The sequence below is a fragment of the Sediminicola sp. YIK13 genome (assembly GCF_001430825.1).
GTDB lineage: Bacteria > Bacteroidota > Bacteroidia > Flavobacteriales > Flavobacteriaceae > Sediminicola.
Map to the genome: position 1 here is coordinate 31,940 of NZ_CP010535.1, position 20,295 is coordinate 52,234.

Below are 20,295 nucleotides of genomic sequence, written 5' to 3' on the forward strand. Positions count from 1 at the left end.
ATATTTTTTCGCCATAGCAATCCCGACACGCCGGGAGAAAAGATTTAGCGGACATAGTAAATATACGCTTACTTTAAATTAAACACCAAAACTCGCGTTACTTATAGCTATTGTGGTGCTTTCGTTATTTTTATATCTATTTGTATTTTTCATCTATATAATCTAAAATCGTTTCTGCTTTACTTTGAACAGAATTAAAGCTACTTTCAAAATAATAAGCTGTACTTCCAATAAATCTGCATAATGGTAAAATTCGGCTGTCCTTAAAAATGGCATTATAAACTTCTACATTAGGAATTTTTGGTGAGTTTGTTGGAAAAAATTTCCGATGTTCTTTGTCACTAAAGAGTTCATACTTTAGTTTTCGAATCTCTAGTCTTGCAGGGTTTCCTGAATTTGTGAAATTTGTTACTACATTATTATAATATTTGTAATAATCTTGAAGTAATTTTAAAAGCTTAGCATCGGGGAATTCAGATAAAATTCCAGAAGAATTAAGGTAATTCCATGTATTTGAGCGTTCAGAAATAATTTGAGTTGAAGTAAATGAATTAAAACCCATTATAAATCCCAGCGAATCAGCAATAATTCTATTTTCAGATTCCAGAATTGGAATTATATAGTTTGCTGCAACAACCTGTTTATGTAAGGACCTATTGGTTTTTTTAATATCAAGTATATCGGTTTGAATATCTTCGGCAATTGACCTGATATTAGTAATCATTAAAGCCTTTTTTTTATTCGCTTCATTCCAATTGTTGATTTGCAGTGCAATCAATATCCCAATAACCACAAGGATAATTTCTCCGAAAGCGTATTTCAGATACTTTCCGGTTTTGTTTTTTTTCATAAGGTCGTATCTAATTTTTCTAAAGAATTTTATCATGTTTTTAAATAATTGTTTATGTCATTCTTTAATTCAATATTTTTAAGCATTGTTCTTTGAGCATTTAATTTCATAATTCTTAACTTAATACCCGATTCAAAAAGCAATTGCCGCAGCTCTTCTTTTTGAAATTCTTCATAGAACATTTCAGAATTAATTAAATTAAGTCGATTTAGGTTCGTCTCTAATTGATTGCCATAATTGAGTAATTTTTTCTCTCCTAAGAATGGGCGAATTTTTGTTTCAATAATCTCATTATTAGTTTCAATTGTAAACTCTAACCAATCTAGTGCTAGAAAATAGTTTAAAATGATTTTCTTTAAGTCTTGGCTTCTTACCTCATTGGCTAAATTTGGATTGTTTTTTTTCGTAACTGTTTGGTTGGGTTCAGAGGATCGTAACAAATCCAGATTGCCAACCTCATGGGACCGTAATTCGCCATTAGACAATTTAATTAAGTTTTGCTGAACCATCAGTACTCTATCAGACCTAGAAATAATACTGTCTATGCTTATAGAATCTGTCTTTATATTTTCTAAAACATAGGTCAACAATTCTCGTTCATTAACTTTCGCTTTATTCGTTTCATTCCAATTATTAATCTGTAAAGCGATTAGAATACCTATAACCACAAGTATGATTTCACCGACAGCATATTTCAAGTACTTTCCGGTTTTATTTTCCATAAGCAAGTTTTGGCGAATTTTTCTAAAGAATTTTATCATTGTTCATAGGTTGGACCCTCCCGATCCCGATCCCGATAGCTATCGGGATATCGGGATATCGGGATGAAGCACAACGGTTTTGCTAAACTGTGTTTTAATGCAGTTTAGGTTTTGTTAGGCAAAGTATTGGTATAGTCCTCTAAATATTGGTGTAATCCTTTTTCTGGATTATTAAGTAAATCTTTTTTGTATTCAATTTTCAGCTTATCTAAAAGGCGCATAATATTAAAGCCAATAGTATAGTGATAGTCGGTTGTACCGGCATAGACTAAGTAATTAAAAGCATCATTTTCTAAATTAATTTCTTCAAATTCTGAATAGGAACTAAACTTAGGATCATCTTGCGTCGTTGGAGCATCAGGATTGTTAAAGTAGCTTTTAAGGGTAAACATGCTCTGATACTCAATGTATCTGGCCGATCCTTCCTGGATGACATAGTAGTTTTCTACCTGTTCGAGATGGGGATATTCTGCCCCGTACTTGGCGATCCGCTTTTCCCTCTGGTCTAGGTAGGATGTAATTAAAGCATCGCGATCATCTTCAATGTCATTTGAAATAGCTTTCATTAGAATGTCGTTTTCACTCCGAATCATGCTTAGGAACTGCTTGTCTTCCTGACATAAAGCGACCAGGTTTCTGGAGTCAAAGGGTAAAATTGCAATTTGTGAATCAGCATATTTTCTGTAATTCTTATTGTTGTACTGATAATGGTGAAACATTTCATGAACAACCATGGTTGCCCACATTTCGGTGCTTTCAACAGAAGGGATATATTTCCCAATCTCTTCAACAGAAGAATACTGTTCTACCGGATTCTTAAAGTAGTACTCTAAAGAATCTTCTTCATTGAAGCTGATCATTACCTCCATATGATAAGGAATGCTGTCCATCCTTTCAGTTAGCCAATAATTATCACTGTGTTTTTTGGAGTTTCGCAATTTACGGACCACATTTGAATCTGGAAAGAACACCTCAGCCCGATCTGCATCAAAGTAAATTAACGTCCCTTCATTATTCTTAGTTCCAAAGTCAAACCAAGTACTTTCGGCAACAGATTTTTTTAGTTGTAGAGCAAAAGAAATTCTTCGAGTCGACAAACTATCAGGCAAATCAAATTGATTCGCCGATTTCTTGCTTTCCAAACCTGCCTCGGCATCATTCTTTTTATTATGGCATGCTGTTGTGAGAATGAAAATTACAGCTACGAGTAAAAGTTTAATATTCATTTTTATCTATTTTGCCTTTCGGTCAGTGTAGGGCACGTATCCTGAAGGGTATGTGTTATAAAACTTGTTCTATAGCGTTATTTAACAGCTATTTTTTTATTCCTATAATCAATAATAATAGTATTGCTTGAAAAATAGGCATTCCCAGTTATACCCCAAATGCCCATTTGTTTAAAGCCGGCTTCAAATTGGGGGTTATCAAGGAAATAAACAAGTTCGGTCGGTAATGATCTGCTACCAAATTTCACATCGATTGTAAGTTTACTTCCATATACAGGTAGAGCATTCCCCCAACTATTTACAATTAGGGAATCAGCTATTTTGCCATCCGAAATAAGTTTTGCATTGTTTTTTACGGTCAGTAGTGAAAAAATGCTTGAACCAGTATCGAACATGAGCATTTCATCTTTATCATCAATGTTAAAAGGGAGCATTATACGGCCATTTTCCAAAAGCATGTCCTGAAAATCTAAATTGCTATATTCATTCGGAAGTTCTTCATAGAGGCAAATTCGCTTATTGGGATAGTCAATAATTAAAATTTTATCTTGAAATAGATCAGGTGCAATTGTTCCTATGTGTTTGGAATTTTTTGTTTTTATTGAGTCTGCAGTCAAAGGATTACCATATCCTGCATATAAACCTATGTTGATATTTTCAAATTCTACTTGGCCCATCTTAAGCTTCATCTCCGCGAACTTTACATTTTTTTCACCATTTATCGTGAAGGTCTTACTAGAATCAATTTTTTCAGCCAGAGCAGGGTATGCGTCTATGTATGGTTTAAATGAATTGCCATATAATTCAGTCGTAACCGCACCAAGATCCAACTGCATGGTAAATGCATGTGGTAAGTCATCAACAGTTACTGGAACATTCAGAGCGACCTTGGGAATAAACCGATCTCCAACGGTTGAGCCCTCCCAGATAAAATCAAAGCAGCCATATTCTTGACTGAAGGTAACGCTTGTTGTTATGAATGTTAGTAGTAAGGCTGTCGTTATTTTTTTCATATTCTGTATTTTAATGCTATAGAACGTTTGGGCTATGCGCTGGCATGTTGGCTGGCCACATAGTTTTGGTTTAGTTATGGATTTGAAGATAAGTAATATATTCTAAACTTGTGAGAACTGTAGCGCTTGCGTATAGCCTCTTGTCAGCAACATGCTTTACTTTGCTTCTTATGTGATTTTGGGTTTTCATTTTATTCTTAAAAAGTATTCTATGTAGTAATAATCGGGGTCTTTTAATTTTTACTTCTGTTCACATCCCAAACAGAAACCGCTTTTGCTTATATTTGTTTTCTGTAAAAAAAACGACAATCATTTTCTTTGCTTTTTCATGTAAAATGTTCACTTATTTTCAAACAATAGCGGTAAAAGCAAATTTCTGCAATGACACCTTGCATCTAACCTAGGTCTAAAGAGTCCTGTCAACTTGAATTAACTCTAATCAAATGAGAATAATACCACTTTTATTGATTCTGATATTTTTTTCCTTTACTCCTTTTGCAATCAGTCAAACATTAATTGAAAATTACAGCTCACCCGATAAACTACGGGTATTTATCGATGGCTGTGAACGAAGGGATGGAGGCTGTGATTTAGATTTTATTAGAACGGAAATTACAGCAGTGGACTTCTACAGGGATAATCAAAAGGCTGATGTTTTTCTACTGATTAACAATAACAGATCTGGTGGCGGCGGAAGACAATATCAACTTTTGTTTACGGGTCAACAAAACATCCATGTGGGAAGAAAAGACACCCTTTATGTAAATACAAAACAGACGGATACCGACTTTGAAGTGCGGGAAAGGCTTACCAAGTTTATCAAATTAGGTTTAGCATCTTATGTTGCGAAAACCGTAGCTGGAGAGGAGATCGAAATCAATATGAAGACTGACTCTGGCAGTTCGGTAGATACTGTACAGGAAAGCGTTGATCCTTGGAATTATTGGGTTTTTAATGTGGGTAGTGATGCGAATATTGAATTAGAGGAATTGAGCAAGGAAATTAATTATGGTGGAAATATCAATATTAATCGTATCACGGATAAATGGAAAATTTCCCTATCTGGAAGAATAGATGAAAGGCTGAGGAGAACGATTCAAAAAGTACCAAGGGTTGATGACAATGGGAATCCGGTACTTGATGAAAACGGTGACCAGGTCATTGATAATGTTGAGAATAATTTTGATGTATCAGAATTTGGTTTTAATCACCAGCTTGTGAAGTCTATTTCACCCCAATGGTCCTATGGATATGATATTGCAGGTCGTCAGAACACCCGCTTTAATTATAAGTTTCAGACCAGCTTTAGACCAGCTGTGGAGTACAATTTTTTTCCGGAATCAGTGCAGAATTCCAGATTTCTAAGAGTGAACTATGGGATTGAAGTCAGGAATAATAGGTATGTCGAAGAAACAATTTCCGGTGTTCTTCAAGAAACTAGGCTCCTCCATAGTTTGAGAGCCAGTTTAGGTTTAAATCAACGTTGGGGTAACTTGGAAGTGGGATATCGTCTGAGAAATTATCTTGATGATTTTAGCTCTTGGTCCACAGGTTTGAATATTAGTGCAGAAGTCCGGGTCACTGGGAATTTTTCTTTCTTTATGAGAGTAGAAGGTAACTACGTAAAGGACCAGATTTACCTGGCATCAGGAGATTTCACCGAACAGGATATTTTGAGTGGGAGGGTAACCCTACCTTCAGCATATAACATAGACACCAGATTTGGGTTTAATTATCGGTTTGGTTCTAATCTCAATAACTTCGTGAACCGAAGATTTTTTGGAAGGGCCAATTTTGTTGGGAATGATTAGTATATCATTCTTTGCATTTAAGGATTAAACTAACTGAAATCCTACACGAATTATCATTTGAAAATATTCATTTATAATTGGGGATCAGTTTGCCTTGCAGTGCTTTTATCAGCTTAATGTTCTCTATCAAAGAGAGGTATAAAGGAGTCACTATTAATCCTGTCTTGAATAATTTATCTTTATTCATTTTAAATTGTTGGCAACGGTCTATTTTTTATAAACTCCACTTTTAAGTTCTAATTCACCAGTTTTTAAGTGATTAAGAAGATTCATTAGTTTCGGTTTAGTTGTTTCACCCATAAGAACGTTTAACCCCATTTTTGGAGGCCCAGATTCTTTCAATTTTGCAACAAGTGCATTGAAAAAATCAATTCCGGCTTGGGTCTGGTTGTTAGATTGCTCTTTAGTTAAACCAAATTGCGTTAATAAAGCATCCATATCTGTTTCTTTGAAAAGAAAACTCATGACTGATGTACTTGCCCAGGGCATAGGATAATTAACTTCTCCATCTTCTTTTTTTAAGATGTCATAATAAAGAAAGTGTCCACCTGGTTTAAGTACTCGACTTATTTCGGAATAGAGCTTTTCTTTGTCAGGAATGTTCATTTGAACATGTTGTGTCCAGACCACATCAAACATGTTATCGCCAAATGGAAGGCTTGTAGCATCTCCTTGAACAAATGAAGTCTTACTATCTAACTTTACAAGTTTAGAAAGTTCCCTTGCTGTTCTTATATATTCATTACTGAGGTCTATTCCTGTAGCTTGACAATTATATTCATCAGCCAACATTCGACATGGGCCGCCAAGTCCACATCCTACATCCAAAACTGTTGCACCTTCTAGGTTTATACTTTCAGCAAGTTCTTTTGATACTGCTGCGCCTCTTACATGAAATTCATCAGCCCCAGCAATATCAGATCTTTTGACCTCGTTTATTTCAATTCCCTGTTCTATTAAACGATTTACTATATCTTCATAAAGCTCTTCCTTCAGGTAGTGGTTTTCTATATTTTGATTTAAGCTTTCCATCCTGTTTGATTTTGGTTTATAATTGCCAACGTCCAGATATGGCACGTGCCTCTGGGCTTTCAAATATCGGTAATGTTTCTTTGTTACCTTTCACTGTCAGATAACTCAGACGGGGCATGTGGAATATCGTTTGTTATGCGGCGTTCCTCTGCGCCTTGCAACAAGACACCAGCAAACATCTACTCAGACGGCACAGCTAGGTGTCGGTCAAAGTATTCGATCATCTTGCCAAATAGGTAGCGATCGTAATGCTGCTCACGGCTCCATCCGTGCGTCGCACCCGGGGCAAACGCAAAGTCGAAGTCCTTGCCCAGTTTAATCAATTCTTCAGCCAACACGGCCGTCGTCTTAAAGGGTACCACATGATCCTGGATCCCATGGATGAACAGGAGTTTATCCTCCAGATTCGCTGCATACTTAATCGCCTTTCTTTCGAAAATCTCCGGATGTGTCTGTGGGCGACGAACAATTGCCACGTCGTCCGTGCCAAAGAACATCGGGTCAACGGCTGCCGCTGCCGCAACACCCACCTGGAATAGGCCGGGCTTCATCAAGAGCGAATAAACGGAGAGCGTGCCACCGTAACTGCTGCCCCAGATGCCGATGCGATCGGGATCTACATAATCCAGTGACTCCATGTAGGCAACGGCACTTGCATAATCCTCAATATCCTGGTCGGCAAAGCCCAGCAGGAACTCTTCACGAAATGCTCGGCCATAACCGTTGCTACCACGTGAATCTACCTGCACGATAATATATCCCTTATTAACCAACAGTTGTTGTATGAGGCTGTAGTTACCGGCCCAGCGGTTCCTCGCTGTATTGGAATACACGGGTCCAAACAGTACTGGATACTTCTTGCCGGGCTGCATGTTGGAAGGTTTCAGGATCCGGGCATGCAGCTTATAGTCATCAACCAGACTGGGGAAACTAAGGTATTCCGCAGCCGTCCAGCTTCTCTCCGTGAAGGCAGGCAGCGGAGCATGGGTTATTCGTGTGGCGTCACTACCCGCGCTGTTTAGCACGTAAAGCTCGGGTGGAGAGGTGTCGTTGCTGTGCATGAACACCAGGTGCCGGCCATCTGGTGAGGGGTAGCCATCGTTTCGGCCTGCAAGATGCGTTAGCTGCTCGGGCACGCCACCTGAAGTATTCAGGCGATACACGTGTTGTTCGTACGGATTAACACCGTTGCCAGTATAAAACAGTGCATCACCAGCAATACTTGGGGCAGACAGTACATCGTAGGACGGATCAGTCAATAGCTGAGGACGATCCTTAGACGATGAGGGATCAATCGTATAAAGGCCATATCTATCCCCCATATCACTTAAGAAAACGACCTTCTTTCCATCCGGATGCCAAGAAGATCCAAACGATGTGTACATGCGGCTCTCTCGAACACCTCGCCAAATCTCGCGCAGTTTGCTTTCACCATGTGCCACAACGTACAACTTACGTTCAACTGCTGTGTCGGATGCGGTATCAACCAGGAAAGCACCGCTTGGTGACCAGTTGAAGTCGATAATCTGGTTGGCGTGTGGTTCGGGCAAATCGAGGTACGTAATGTTACCACTTTCTACATCGAGGAGACCAACCCTGCGAATCTCGTTAGGATCGCCAGGGTAGCTTCGGCGTACCTCATTGGGGTTGGTTTCGGCTGCCAGATAATCAGGGAACGGCACCTTTCGCATCTCGCGCCGGTCAACAACGTGAAACGCGATTGTTTGGCCATCTGGGGACCACTTGTACGTTGGCCCACTCCAGATGCCCGGACCGATTTCGCGTTCCGGTCGGCTATACCGCCCCTTCGGTAGGCTCGAGAGACTGGCGATGCCGATCTCTGTAAGCTGTCGATTCTCTTTGGAATCGAAGTCAGCTAGCCACAGGTCGCCATCACGTATATATGCCGCCTGCCTGCTGCTTGGTGATATCGATAGGTTATGTGCACCGGTCTCTACGGGCATATACTGGAGATCGTCTCCTTGATTTAGCGTTGTTTGCCATAAGTTGTTCCCTCGCAGGCTCATGATTGTGTTTGCGTCGGTCCAGACAATTTCGCTCACTGCCTCGGATGCCGTATTAGAAATGAGGCGTACTTCCTTTCCGTCGCTTGTGGATAGCCAGAGGCCACGTCCAGGATTTCCTGGTTCACTCCAGGAAAAGGTGAAATGCTCGCTGTTCGGTGCCCACGTAGGACGGGAGGGGGTTGTTCCAGTCAGTTTTGGTGTTGCGAATAGGTCGTCAAGAGTGAGCTCGCTTTCCTGTGCTGTGACTATTGCGGGCATCACCATCAGTAAGCTTACCACTACCCATGTTTGCCAAAAAGATATCTGTTTCATTTTTTTTCTTACTAAACGTCTAATAAATATTCTTATTCTGCTCAAAATAGCATTATATCCATTGGAGAGCACACTTTCTGAAGGTCTTCCAAGTTGGATTTTGGTTTACTGTTCAATTTTTACCTGGCACAAAACGTTAAATGCATGAGCTGTAGCGCAATTCTACTTACTTAATTTTCAGATAGCACTGGCCATTTATTAATGCTTTAGAGATTGAAAATGGCAATTTCTAAGCTATGGCTTATACACAATGTTGGCGTTGGTTCGTTGTAATAATTAATTGAGCAGTTCATTTTTATTTTTAAAAAAGGGTTCTCTATTTATTCGTTAAAAGTCTTAAAATCACCCAGGTGTTCTGTAGCTTCTTGCAAATCCATAATTAGGAAGCCGAAACCAACACCCGGTTCCGTATTCTCTTTTCCTATCTGAAAGCTTAAATATTTCCCATCGTCTGATATTACTCCTTGATTGGCCTTGTATCCCTTATAGTTGGTGAAATAAGTTAATCTTTGCATTTCGCCTGATCCATCTAATTTCAATTTATACAAATCAAGCAATGGCCAGGCATTTTTGTCGGAGGGTCCGTGTTCGACCAAAGTGTGTAAACCGTCAGGGAATATACCTTCAGGCTCATCGTAGCAGCAGGGAGAATTGGTGATAGCTTTATATTCTCCGCTTTCGCTATCTACCATGTAAACATCGGTATTGTTTCCATTATTAATGGTGTAAACAGAAAATGTCACTTTTACATCTTCTGGTGGAACAAGATTTTGTGTTTCAAGACTGGCATGACCCAGTGAAAAAGGTAATTGCTTTGAATCAAAAATCACCCTTTCATTGGCTAACTTTGGTATCCCATCTTGATAAATTATCTCGGCCATTAATAACTTTGCCCTATTTTTGCCCAACTCAGGAAATTGGCGATCTCGATGTGTCCAGGATATTCTCATCGTATTTCTGGAAACAGCTGGCCCTTCGGCACAAAGGGTATTTAAAGGGACGGGTTTTTTTACTCCACTTTTATCCATGACGTACAACCAAGTAAGGTCACGTGCTTTATCTCTTTCCTCCTTATCGGTAGGATCAAAGAGTTTATTTGGCCCGGCAAGCAGAATGTCGCCATTAGATAGATACATGGCCCTTGTAAAACCTAAATGATTAAAATGCCTTGTTTTTGGTCGTGTAATTCCGGTTGCCACCTCTAATTCAAATACTTCTCCCATGGGTTTGTCTAAAAAAAGAATGAATCGGCCATCATGTGACCAATCCGGACGTTCTCCAAAACCACTCACAAGTTTTATATATGGTGGTAAATTATCAATCGGATTAGCATTTATCAAACCAGATGGAGATTTAATCTGTTCTTGTGCAAAAAAGACTTGTACTTGAAAAAACAGGAATAACAGGAGAATTTTATTTTGCCTCATGGTCATAACTTTAATTGCATCACATTGTTCAAAAACATCGTTAAGGGGCTGTTAATTGGAATAAAGATTAAAGAATTGTTCAGTGTCCTTTATATTATTAATTCCTAATATCCAACAAACTTCAGACAAGTCTGAGAAGTCCAATCCCCCTGCCGCAATCGCCTCATTGAGGTAACGCCCCTCTTTTCCATTGTATCTATTGGATAAATCAATGGCAAGTCGCCAAATTTTCTTCAATTTAGGATTTGTAATTTTATCATCCAGGCTATTGAAATCAGGGGAACGAAATCCAGGGGTTCCGTTACCGACACCATTGCCATCAGGTATTTTGATATAGCTTGTATTTTGTTTAACGAAGCCTAACTTTTCAGGGGTGGTTACCTCTTCGTTCCAATCAGCATGTTGAACCACATGTATTCTTTTAATAGTATTTATTTTAGGCAGATCCTTTTGAACGGCTTTAACAAGTTCAGCCGAAAAATCAGATTGTCCTGCATCGGCAATCCATACGTGACCATTTTTAGAAAGCGTTTTTATAACCAATGGTTTTACCTTTTCAACAGCGCCTTTCATGTTATTGTGAGCATCTGTCCAATGGTCTCCAAAAGCCAGTTGAAACAAATCATTGGGAGGAACATAAAGGCCTTCTTGCATGCCATAAGTACCTGCAACCGCATGATAGTTTATGTTAGTGAATTTGGAGTCAGATAATAAAGTGGCCAAAGCAGCAGCAGTTTGAAGGTCATCCACATCAGTCTTGCAATCAAATTGCACAAGTAGCAGGTCTTTCCCTTTATTGAAGGTTCTGAGCTTTGAGTCCATATCAATGCTCGTGTAAAACGATGAAATAGAAAATATTATAAAAAAGAAGAGTGTTTTCAGTATCATATTTTTACAATTAAAATTATTCCTATCGCTCTTCGATGACTTCCTGAGTAGAAAAGCGATAGCGCATGTTTCTGTAGACAGCTATATCTGTGATGTCCTTAGGAGTTCCTTCTGGGATAGCTCTGGCATTTGCAGAGACGCGGTATTCCCCTTTAATGGGAAGCACGCGATGCCAGCAGTGCCCATGTAAGATGACAAGCGTTCCTTTTTTTGGGGATAGAACTATTTGATTTTCCAAATCCTCATGCGGTTTGCCTGCCGGTAACTCGCCCATTTTGTGAGAGCCAGGGTACACAATCGTTTGGCCGCCCGTTTTCTTATTGATGTCATGTGTATAAAAAAGGCGATTTAGATTAAATCTGCTTGACTTTTCCGGCGGACTGTCCTGGTGCCACGCCTGACCTTGGGTCCCTTGTTTTGAAAACATAACCATCAAATAAAGCGATTCCCAGCCTTTTCCCAAAATTCTTTGCGTGAGGTTTTTAAGCAGTTCGTCCTTTTCAATAGGATGGAAGTTTGCATCTCCTTCCCGTAAAGGAAACCAAGGAATCACTTCTGTTGCTGATTTTTGAATGAAGTCATCCGAATGTTCCCAGTCAGGATTTCTTCTAAAATGTGCCAGAATCACCTGATTCAAATGATCCATCAACCCATCAGTGAAAAAGTTTTCTATCACAAGATATCCTTGCTCCCAGAAGTCTCGGGCGTATTGTTGATAATTCATGGTTTGTCTTTTTTAGGTCCCATTGAAGATTTCTATTGCAATTTGGAGGTTTGAAAAAAAGTCAACTATGCGGGTAGCCTATACCCTGATTAACGCCAACGGAATCATAGCCGATTAAAAGTAACGATTTTTATTAGAGTAGGGAAACACAATGGATTATAGCCCTTGTTCTGCTTTCGTTATTTTTTCATGTAGGTTTTTCAATTTAAAGCTTCAATTGTTTTATCAATATCCTTATATGATCCCATCTAACCAACGCACATCCACTTCCGTACTTACAAATATGTCATTAAGTTTTACGTAAGTCTCCTTCTTTTTTAAATAGGAAATAAATTCATCATCAGATAAATCATAATCTGGATGTTTTAATAAGGCGTTTTCTTTAACTAAAATGTTAAAGCTATTCATATATAGAAAAAGAGTCCTATTTTCTTGCTTCCAAACAGTATTGATTCTTCTTGCCTCTTTGTAATTCTCTAATACGGTCTCATATTTTGCTATTGCAGTGCTCTCTTCAGAATTCAATAGATTTAGAAGACCAGCAGATTTTGCAGAATTTCGTCTAGATTCATCAATCGAAATAGAGCGAAAAGGCATCATGTCAATTCCATATTTTCTAATTGTGTCTATAGGTAATTGGGTGTTTTCACTTGCTGATACATTTAATATTTCTATGACTTTCTTTCCACATTCTTCGGCATAAGCTTTATAGTTTTTGAAGAATTCTTTATTTTCCGATAGTTCTGCTATCAGTTCTGTTTTAAGATTCTTCCTTTCTTGAGTATTAACCTTTTCTTGATTAAGATTGTTTAGCCACAATGCAATTAAAATTCCAATTACTACCAAGACTATTTCTCCAACTGCGTACATGAGATATTTACTGAACTTATTTTCAGAGAGTAGTTGCTGGCGGATTCTTCTAAAGAACTCAATCATGATATATGCTTTTGCGTTTTTCCGCAAGCGGCTATCTCCACCAAAGGTCTACTAGACCTTTGATTTTGCTTTGCAAAATTTTGTTTCGATAATCTAAAGAATTTTATCATTGGTTGGTGGTTGGTCCCTCCCGATCCCGATAGCTATCGGGATATCGGGATATCGGGATGAAGCACAACGTGTTTGTTTATGATTTCGTTGCGTGGTTGGGAACCTAATTTAGCAATTAATTATAACACGGCTTAAGTTTGATTCTCATTAAATTTTCTTTTTTTCTATAACTGATAGTATTTTATGAGACGATATAATTAAATCTTCATAAAATTTTTCTAAAGCAATTAATTGGTAATATCGAGACACTAAAAGCGATTCTAATTTTTTATCATTAAGAAACTTTTCTTTATCAATCAAAGATGAGGGTCTCGGGTCTTTTTCATAAAAAGAAGCAAGAAACTGCCATTCATTATTCTTTTCAAAAATATTGGGATACTCGTCATTTAAATAGGGCTCATATTTTGTCTGTATTTGCGTGTTCGAAATGAATTCTCTTTCTTTTGTTCTTTCGATTAAAGCATAATAATCTAGAATAGCTGTCCTTAGTTCAACGTTTAAAGCAGGAATCTCATTGGATTGATTTATTGTCTCAATTGCATTAGTATTAGGACTGAACTTATATTCTTGATATAACATTATCAAGTACTTCTTCAATAAATTATCTACAGGCCTAATTGTCATCATTTGCAACACCGCAGAATCTGCAGATTGTTTTCTTTCAGTGATATTTTGCTTTAAAATTTGTAATTGTAGTTGGTCTTCATTTAAATTCTGTTTGAGTATTTCAAGATGACTGATTATTGATTTATCTATTTTGTTTTGTTCATTCCAATTATTGATACTTAACGCAATTAAAATTCCGATAACCACTAGGATAATTTCTCCTAGTGCATATTTGAGATATTTTCCAGTCTTATTTTCCATAAGCAAGTTTTGGCGGATTTTTCTAAAGAATTTTATCATGGGTTAATGGTTGGTCATAATAAAGGCTAAAGGTTAGTATAAACGGTCGTTTAGATGCCGTTTATACAGTGTTATGTGGTTTTTTTAGTTCTATTCTATTGGATACATATTAAAATTTTGGTCATCAAGATACATTATTCGATTTGGTATCGTTTCTAAAATTTTATCCTCAAGCGATTGATTGATTCTATCAGACCGATATCGAATTGCCATGTATAATAGAAAAGTTTCAGCAATATCTTCTCTTGTGGGGTTATCACGTGCATATGTAGAAATGAAATTAGCATCGGATTCTTGTGCTGAGACCCATCCTGATGAAGCTGAATGTTTTGCATCGAGAGAGGTATGGGAGGCTTCATGAACTAATGTTTCTTCTAGTATTCCATCATTTTCGTACAACGTTGACTGCCCTATATGAATAAGAATATTATTATTGCCTCCACCAAATAGTTCAGTACCCTTGTGAATCCATACGGTTTCAACGTCAATGCGCAAAGCAGTCGGTAATCTGCCAATTACCTCAGAATATTTCAATGCTTCTATTTCGGCGGCATCTGAATCTTGGAATTCAGGATTAACCTGAATTTCTATAGACAACCCATCATCATATGTAGAATTAAAAAGATATGGGTTTACAGTAATCCAATTATCTACTCTCCTATCAAACATTGTACGTGTAGCTTGTCCAGCATAGGAAAGACTCTCAAATGTGGTTTTGTCAGAATCCGTAATTATATCAGGATCTAGGAAAATCGTTCCACCAAATGGAGGGGTTGCTGGAATCTCTGGAGGCATATCTTCCTCCCCATCCTTACCACAAGAAATTGTTAATATGATTAGAAAAAAAATCCAGACATTCTTAAAAATGTTTATAAGATTCATGTTTATTCCAGATAACGTGTATGTGTATGAGCCGTTGCGTGTCTCGTCACGGTACATCAAAAGTACAAAACCCAGATGGAAAATCCGCGAGGATTTTCCGGAGTAGCACGGAACCAGCAATGGTTTGTACACGGTGTTGCCAGTAGTTTTTATCTCTTAAATCTATTAATTACTTTCTTTATAAATTCCGAAATAATATTGATGTCCTTTTTTATCGAATCTTTTTCAAATTGGCTGACCTTATTTCTTTTCGTTTTAGCCCAGCTTAATTTCAAAGTTGCTATGTCTGAATTAATCGAATCTTTCTCGAATTGACTTACTTTACTTTTAAACTCATTTATGAGCTGTGATACTTGAATATTAATTTTTTCGGATTGAGGTTGTTCATTCCAAGTATTTTTTATGTCTTGCCAAATATTTTTCTGTTCACTATTCCACATAATATTATATTTTATTCGTTATACAATCCAATAGGATTTTTTTAATTCTCTTCATTTTTACTGCAATATGATTTTCTGATAATCCGGTTATTTCAGCAATTTCTTTATACTTCAATTCTTCTAAATAAAGGATAATGATTGATTTATTTTCATTGTTTAATTTCGAGATACAAGAAGTCAAAGCATTATACTTTTCTTGCTGATTATTCTCAATAGGAATTCCGAGAGCAATGAATTGAATAGATTCTAATTGAAGTGACTTTTTATAAGTTTTCTCTGATTTTTGTTTTGAGCGAAGACAGACATTTAGTGTAATTCTGTAAATCCAAGTGTCAATACTCGAATTGCCTTTAAAAGTTGAAAGAGATTTCCAAATTGCAAAAATTACTTCTTGGAAAAGGTCTTGAGGTTCTAAAGGGGAAACTGCGTAGATTTTACAAATTCTATAAATTTTCTCTTTATTGTTCTCAAGTAGCTGTTCAAATGTTTCTGTCATTGGTTTTTTGTCTTTCATTATTACTCTCTACATATTTAGTGACAAGAGTTTTCGAAATATGACAGATTTTTGAATTTATTTACTGATTATCGTAAGTTACTGGCAACGGTCTCGTATAACCGTCAGTTACGGGTTTTAAATTACTGTTTTTCGGTTAAGAACTGTCGTTAGCACTTCCGAGTGGATTCGGACGTAGTCGAATCCGCCGTAATTGCGGTTATACATTGTTGTGCTTTCGTTATTATTTTAAATAATAGTATCATGATTTAGTAAGTAGATTGTACTCAATTTTTTTACTTTGAAAGTAATTTTCTAAACCTAACTTCATTTCTTCAATGGCTTTTAGATGCTGGTTGTAACCATATATTTGAACATTCCAGTTATATTGTTGATTCCTTATGATTCCATAAAATTCTTTATCGTTTACAATGAGATTATAAACATCAACATCAACTACATCTTGAACGATTCCATTCGCGTTAATAGGTAAACCATATTTTATCAAATACTCCTTTAACAACATTGCACTACTAATAGATAATGTAGAACTGCTGTTTCTATCTTTACTCAAAAAATAATTGTAATTTTCAGATATTAAATTTCTTAAATCAGTTGATATAATGTTCTCGGTAGCAACATTAGAAAATCTTTCAAAGCCAGAAGAATTTGAAGTCCATGAAGTAATTAAATTGATTTCTCCAATAATTTTGGGTAGAGAGTCTTTTTCTATTTTGGTTAGGTTATTCTCAATAAAAACTAATTTGTCTATAAATTTTTTAGCAAATTCTACATCATTTTTAAGTTCCTTTTGATCGCTTTGTAAATTATTATATATCTCTATTAGTATACCATTCACCAATTTGGTCTGAATCCTATTTTCATTCCAAGTATTAATCTGCAAAGCAATTAAAATCCCGACAACAACAAGTACAATCTCTCCAATCGCATACTTCAAATACTTCCCTGTCTTATTTTTTTCCATTAAGTCGAATCTAATTTTTCTAAAGAATTTTATCATTGATTAGCGGTTTCTGGTAATGAAGCACAACGGTCTCGGTTATGAGTAGTTGCGTGGTTTAGCTGTTAACTTAGCAAGTACACACCAAACTGAAAATCCGCGAGGATTTTCAGAAGTAAGCGAGAACAAGCAATTACTTATAGCCATTGTTGTGCTTTCGTTATTTTTTTAATTCTTGCTCAATTAATTCTATAATTTCTAAATTATTTATTCTGATGCCTTTTAGTTCTTGCCTATAATTATATGATTTGAAGATCATTTCTTGTGTATAGTTTTCAAATAGCGGATCCTTAAATAATCCAACGAAGTCAGATGGATGAGTGCTTCCGTTCCTTCTGATTATATTTTTAAATGTTTCTGTCATTTGGGTATACTTATGTAATAATGGCCAATAGATTTCCAGAGCATATTTTCGAAGGACTTCAATTTCTTCATACGAATCTAGAACCAAGTCCTCCCAACTAAATAATAATTCTATTAAACGCTCATTTTCAATTAAGTGAATATCTCCTGACGATATTGCAGAACGCAATGCCCCGTTAATAGGGTTGAAACTATTTCCATGTCCACCATGCGCAAGGTTTTCTCTAAGCACTGTATTGTCTGTGACATAATTTATAGAATCGATAAGATCTCTTGATTTTCTAAATTTCCATAAGCTTTGTTCTTGGTGGTAATATACAGTGTCTAATCTCGTAAGGCTAATTTCAAAATCCGTCTTTAAGGTTACTAATACTTTCTGTTTTTGTTTGGTGTTTATGCTATCGTTTCTCCATTCATTTAATTGAATGGCTATTAAAATCCCAATAACCACAAGAACAATTTCTCCAATGGCATATTTTAGGTATTTGCCTGTTTTGTTTTTCTCCATAAGGTCATAGCGTATTTTTCTAAAGAATTTTATCATTGGTTAATAGTTTCTAGAAAGGTGGGATAATTAATTAGCACGAGTTCTGGATAATGAAGCACAACGCCTAGGCTATGATTTCGTTGTGGGGAATGTCGTAGACTTTCCCACTTATGAAATCATGCTGTTTTATGGTTTCTATTTTAGTTTTTTGCATGATGCCACAATGAATTATAGCCCTTGTTAGGGTATGTTTTTAATTTTTTGAAAATCGAGCGGTAGTGAAGATTCATTTAAATTAATGTTTTAATTGACTTTCAGATTTCCTTTTGTTTACTTGACGTGCAAGACCACCTAAAGTAATAAAGGATATCCCTAAAAGAAAACTATACTCTTTTAATGGATTATCGGGCCATAAATCGATTAGAGTAACAATTAGGGCGACTGCATTTGCGATAAGAAGTACCCAAAGTAAAAGTGTAATTATACGATCCATTTTTCTTTTTTTTAAAATTTACCCTAACGTTTAGGCTATGATTCCGTTGTTGAGATTTGATGTTAATCAAATCGAGCCTAGGATCATGACGGTTAAAAGTACGAAAAGTTTTGAATTGTAGTAAATATGCTAAATAATGGATTATAGGCAGTGTTAGCGCATGTGGTGACGAGCATGCCGGATTTTCCAATTAATTTACCGTTTATTATTGTGAGATTTGATTTTAAGATTGTTATTTGCTCAGAATAAAATTAATTTAAAAAACTTTTCATACCTCATAGAATTTTTCTCATGAAGAACCTTTTATTCCTCCTTTTAATATCACCAATTATTTATGGTTGTTCAAAATCGGAAACCGAGCCTGAAAACCCACAGTTGTCCTTGCCAGTCGTAACCACGGCTACAATAGCTGAATTAACTGAAAATTCGGCATTATCTGGCGGGGAAATTACGAATGATGGAGGGGCAACAATTATTTCAAGAGGGGTCGTTTGGAGTACATCCGACAATCCTACAATTTCTGATAATAAGACTACAGATGGCACTGGACATGGCAGTTTTACGAGTGCAATTTCCGGTCTTAATTCAAATACTACATATTATGTTCGGGCGTATGCCATTAATAGTGAAGGCACAGCTTATGGAAATGTTATTGTTTTTTCAACACCTGAAAAAATCATTGAAGCTAAAGCTTATGAAGGTTTCGTCTATCTATTCACTCAAAAAGAAGTCGATGATTTTGGGTCTCAAAATTTTACAGAAATCAACGGAGATCTGATTATTGGAGACCAAACGGGGTTGCGGTTTTCGCAAATTACCGATTTGACACCTTTGAAAAGTATTATAAGTATAGAAAGATTATTTATAGGGAATACCTCGAATTTGCAATCACTTGAAGGGTTGAATAATATAGTCGAAGCTGAGAACATACAAATCAGATATAACACCTCATTAATTGACATCAATGCTTTGAATCAGTTGAAACGAGTAAATTCTGGTTTGGAAATTTGGTTCAATGGGTCATTGGAGGTTTTAAACAGTTTTAACAACTTGGCAGAAGCCGCCAATGTTACAGTTGGTAATAATACTTCTTTATTACAGATTGAAGGTTTTGAAAATTTAGTGAATTCAGGATCCATAAACATTATTTCCAACTCTAGCCTGACCGAGGTTGTGGGATTCGATCAATTAACTTCGATAGGTTACAACTTACATATTGATGACAACCACGTTTTAAAAGCGATTAATGGTTTTAATATGTTAGAAACTACAGGATATTTGAATCCCTCGGTTAAAGCAAATCGAGGTATTTTTATAAATGGCAATAAATTATTGAAAACAATTGCCGGTTTTGAAAAGCTGCAAGCAACCACCCAAATTATCATCAGTGACAATGTCAGTTTAGAAATTATTGATGGGTTGAATAATCTAGTGGCTACTGAATTTCTCGAGTTACATAACACAAATCTTTCAACCTTAAACTGTTTCTTGAATCTCGTAAGTATGGGGACGTTTTATTTTTCGCACAACCCAAATATCGAAACTTTTGGAAATTTTCAGAATATTAACGACATTGGAAAAATTAGAATAGCTAATAATGCTCTTTTGCAAAACATAGATGCATTTAAGGATATGGATCATAATACGATTACCTCCGTTATAATAAGTGGCAATCATTCACTAAATAGCTTGTTAGGTTTGTCAGGTATAAATAATATATCCGGGAACCTTGAAATTAATGACTCTCCATTAATTGAAAATTTAATTGGTTTGGAATTTTTAGATCATGTTGGGGGATATTTTGATTTGAATGTTAACCCCTTTTTGGCAAATTTAGATGCGCTGCAAAATTTAAACTTCGTTGGATCAAACTTTAGAATATTGAATAATCAAAATTTGAAAAATTTCTGTGGTTTACAACAACTTTTTAGAAATGGCAATATAGAAGGTTCAGTTTCAATCTCAGACAATGCATTTAATCCCAGTTCACAAGACATTATCGATGGCAATTGCGCGCAGTAAGATTGCCGTATTGGAAATTAAATTTAGTCCATTAGACACATTAAAGTTATTTAGCCCTTAACGGTATCAC

At 36.4% G+C, this 20,295-nt stretch carries 19 protein-coding genes; 2 read left to right on the plus strand and 17 right to left on the minus strand.

All coding sequences use genetic code 11. The annotated features are described in order from the left end of the window. Nucleotides 1-136 precede the first annotated feature (136 nt). The 4 genes from SB49_RS00170 to SB49_RS00185 form a co-directional block, all read right to left on the minus strand. A complete protein-coding gene (locus SB49_RS00170; RefSeq protein WP_145758330.1) occupies nt 137-850 on the minus strand; it encodes a DUF6090 family protein in 714 nt (237 codons plus the stop codon). A gap of 32 nt (nt 851-882) precedes the next feature. Then, complete coding sequence (locus tag SB49_RS00175) at nt 883-1,572, minus strand: DUF6090 family protein (RefSeq protein WP_062052729.1); 690 nt, start codon at nt 1,570-1,572, stop codon at nt 883-885. 143 nt (nt 1,573-1,715) lie between these two features. After that, on the minus strand, nt 1,716-2,837 hold the full coding sequence (locus tag SB49_RS00180) for a hypothetical protein (protein ID WP_062052731.1): 1,122 nt from the start codon (nt 2,835-2,837) through the stop codon (nt 1,716-1,718). Between the two features lie 77 nt (nt 2,838-2,914). After that, nucleotides 2,915-3,850 carry a hypothetical protein gene (locus SB49_RS00185; RefSeq protein WP_062052733.1) on the minus strand — a complete coding sequence of 312 codons (936 nt, stop codon included), beginning with the start codon at nt 3,848-3,850 and terminating at the stop codon, nt 2,915-2,917. Nucleotides 3,851-4,293: 443 nt separating this feature from the next. Here SB49_RS00185 and SB49_RS00190 point away from each other — a divergent pair, with 443 nt between their 5' ends. Next, nucleotides 4,294-5,661 (plus strand): hypothetical protein, encoded by a 1,368-nt coding sequence (locus tag SB49_RS00190; RefSeq protein WP_062052735.1) that lies wholly within the window; start codon nt 4,294-4,296, stop codon nt 5,659-5,661. A 207-nt stretch (nt 5,662-5,868) separates the two neighbouring features. On the opposite strand, the gene SB49_RS00195 is transcribed toward SB49_RS00190, so the two are convergent. From SB49_RS00195 to SB49_RS00255, 13 genes are all read right to left on the minus strand, one after another. Continuing rightward, entirely contained in the window at nt 5,869-6,693 is an 825-nt protein-coding gene (locus tag SB49_RS00195; RefSeq protein WP_062052737.1) for a class I SAM-dependent methyltransferase, read from the minus strand. A gap of 179 nt (nt 6,694-6,872) precedes the next feature. Beyond that, nucleotides 6,873-9,032 carry a S9 family peptidase gene (locus SB49_RS00200; protein WP_062052739.1) on the minus strand — a complete coding sequence of 720 codons (2,160 nt, stop codon included), beginning with the start codon at nt 9,030-9,032 and terminating at the stop codon, nt 6,873-6,875. A 320-nt stretch (nt 9,033-9,352) separates the two neighbouring features. Next, nucleotides 9,353-10,459: a hypothetical protein gene (locus SB49_RS00205; RefSeq protein WP_145758331.1), complete on the minus strand. Its 1,107-nt coding sequence runs from the start codon at nt 10,457-10,459 to the stop codon at nt 9,353-9,355. 51 nt (nt 10,460-10,510) lie between these two features. Further along, complete coding sequence (locus SB49_RS00210) at nt 10,511-11,281, minus strand: hypothetical protein (protein WP_235537793.1); 771 nt, start codon at nt 11,279-11,281, stop codon at nt 10,511-10,513. Nucleotides 11,282-11,369: 88 nt separating this feature from the next. Next, nucleotides 11,370-12,071: a phytanoyl-CoA dioxygenase family protein gene (locus SB49_RS00215; RefSeq protein ID WP_062052745.1), complete on the minus strand. Its 702-nt coding sequence runs from the start codon at nt 12,069-12,071 to the stop codon at nt 11,370-11,372. 234 nt (nt 12,072-12,305) lie between these two features. Beyond that, complete coding sequence (locus SB49_RS00220; RefSeq protein ID WP_062052747.1) at nt 12,306-13,007, minus strand: hypothetical protein; 702 nt, start codon at nt 13,005-13,007, stop codon at nt 12,306-12,308. Between the two features lie 258 nt (nt 13,008-13,265). Continuing rightward, nucleotides 13,266-13,985, minus strand: coding sequence for a DUF6090 family protein (locus tag SB49_RS00225; protein ID WP_162254193.1), 720 nt, complete (start codon nt 13,983-13,985; stop codon nt 13,266-13,268). Between the two features lie 129 nt (nt 13,986-14,114). After that, a complete protein-coding gene (locus SB49_RS00230; RefSeq protein ID WP_145758332.1) occupies nt 14,115-14,906 on the minus strand; it encodes a hypothetical protein in 792 nt (263 codons plus the stop codon). A gap of 149 nt (nt 14,907-15,055) precedes the next feature. Continuing rightward, on the minus strand, nt 15,056-15,346 hold the full coding sequence (locus SB49_RS00235) for a hypothetical protein (protein WP_062052753.1): 291 nt from the start codon (nt 15,344-15,346) through the stop codon (nt 15,056-15,058). 4 nt (nt 15,347-15,350) lie between these two features. Beyond that, nucleotides 15,351-15,860: an RNA polymerase sigma factor gene (locus SB49_RS00240; protein ID WP_062052755.1), complete on the minus strand. Its 510-nt coding sequence runs from the start codon at nt 15,858-15,860 to the stop codon at nt 15,351-15,353. Between the two features lie 241 nt (nt 15,861-16,101). Continuing rightward, complete coding sequence (locus SB49_RS00245) at nt 16,102-16,824, minus strand: hypothetical protein (RefSeq protein ID WP_062052757.1); 723 nt, start codon at nt 16,822-16,824, stop codon at nt 16,102-16,104. 196 nt (nt 16,825-17,020) lie between these two features. Further along, a complete protein-coding gene (locus SB49_RS00250) occupies nt 17,021-17,731 on the minus strand; it encodes a DUF6090 family protein (protein ID WP_062052759.1) in 711 nt (236 codons plus the stop codon). Between the two features lie 274 nt (nt 17,732-18,005). Next, nucleotides 18,006-18,203 (minus strand): hypothetical protein, encoded by a 198-nt coding sequence (locus tag SB49_RS00255; protein WP_062052761.1) that lies wholly within the window; start codon nt 18,201-18,203, stop codon nt 18,006-18,008. Nucleotides 18,204-18,494: 291 nt separating this feature from the next. On the opposite strand from SB49_RS00255, the gene SB49_RS00260 reads away from it, so the two are divergent. Then, complete coding sequence (locus tag SB49_RS00260) at nt 18,495-20,225, plus strand: hypothetical protein (RefSeq protein WP_062052763.1); 1,731 nt, start codon at nt 18,495-18,497, stop codon at nt 20,223-20,225. Nucleotides 20,226-20,295: the final 70 nt, after the last annotated feature.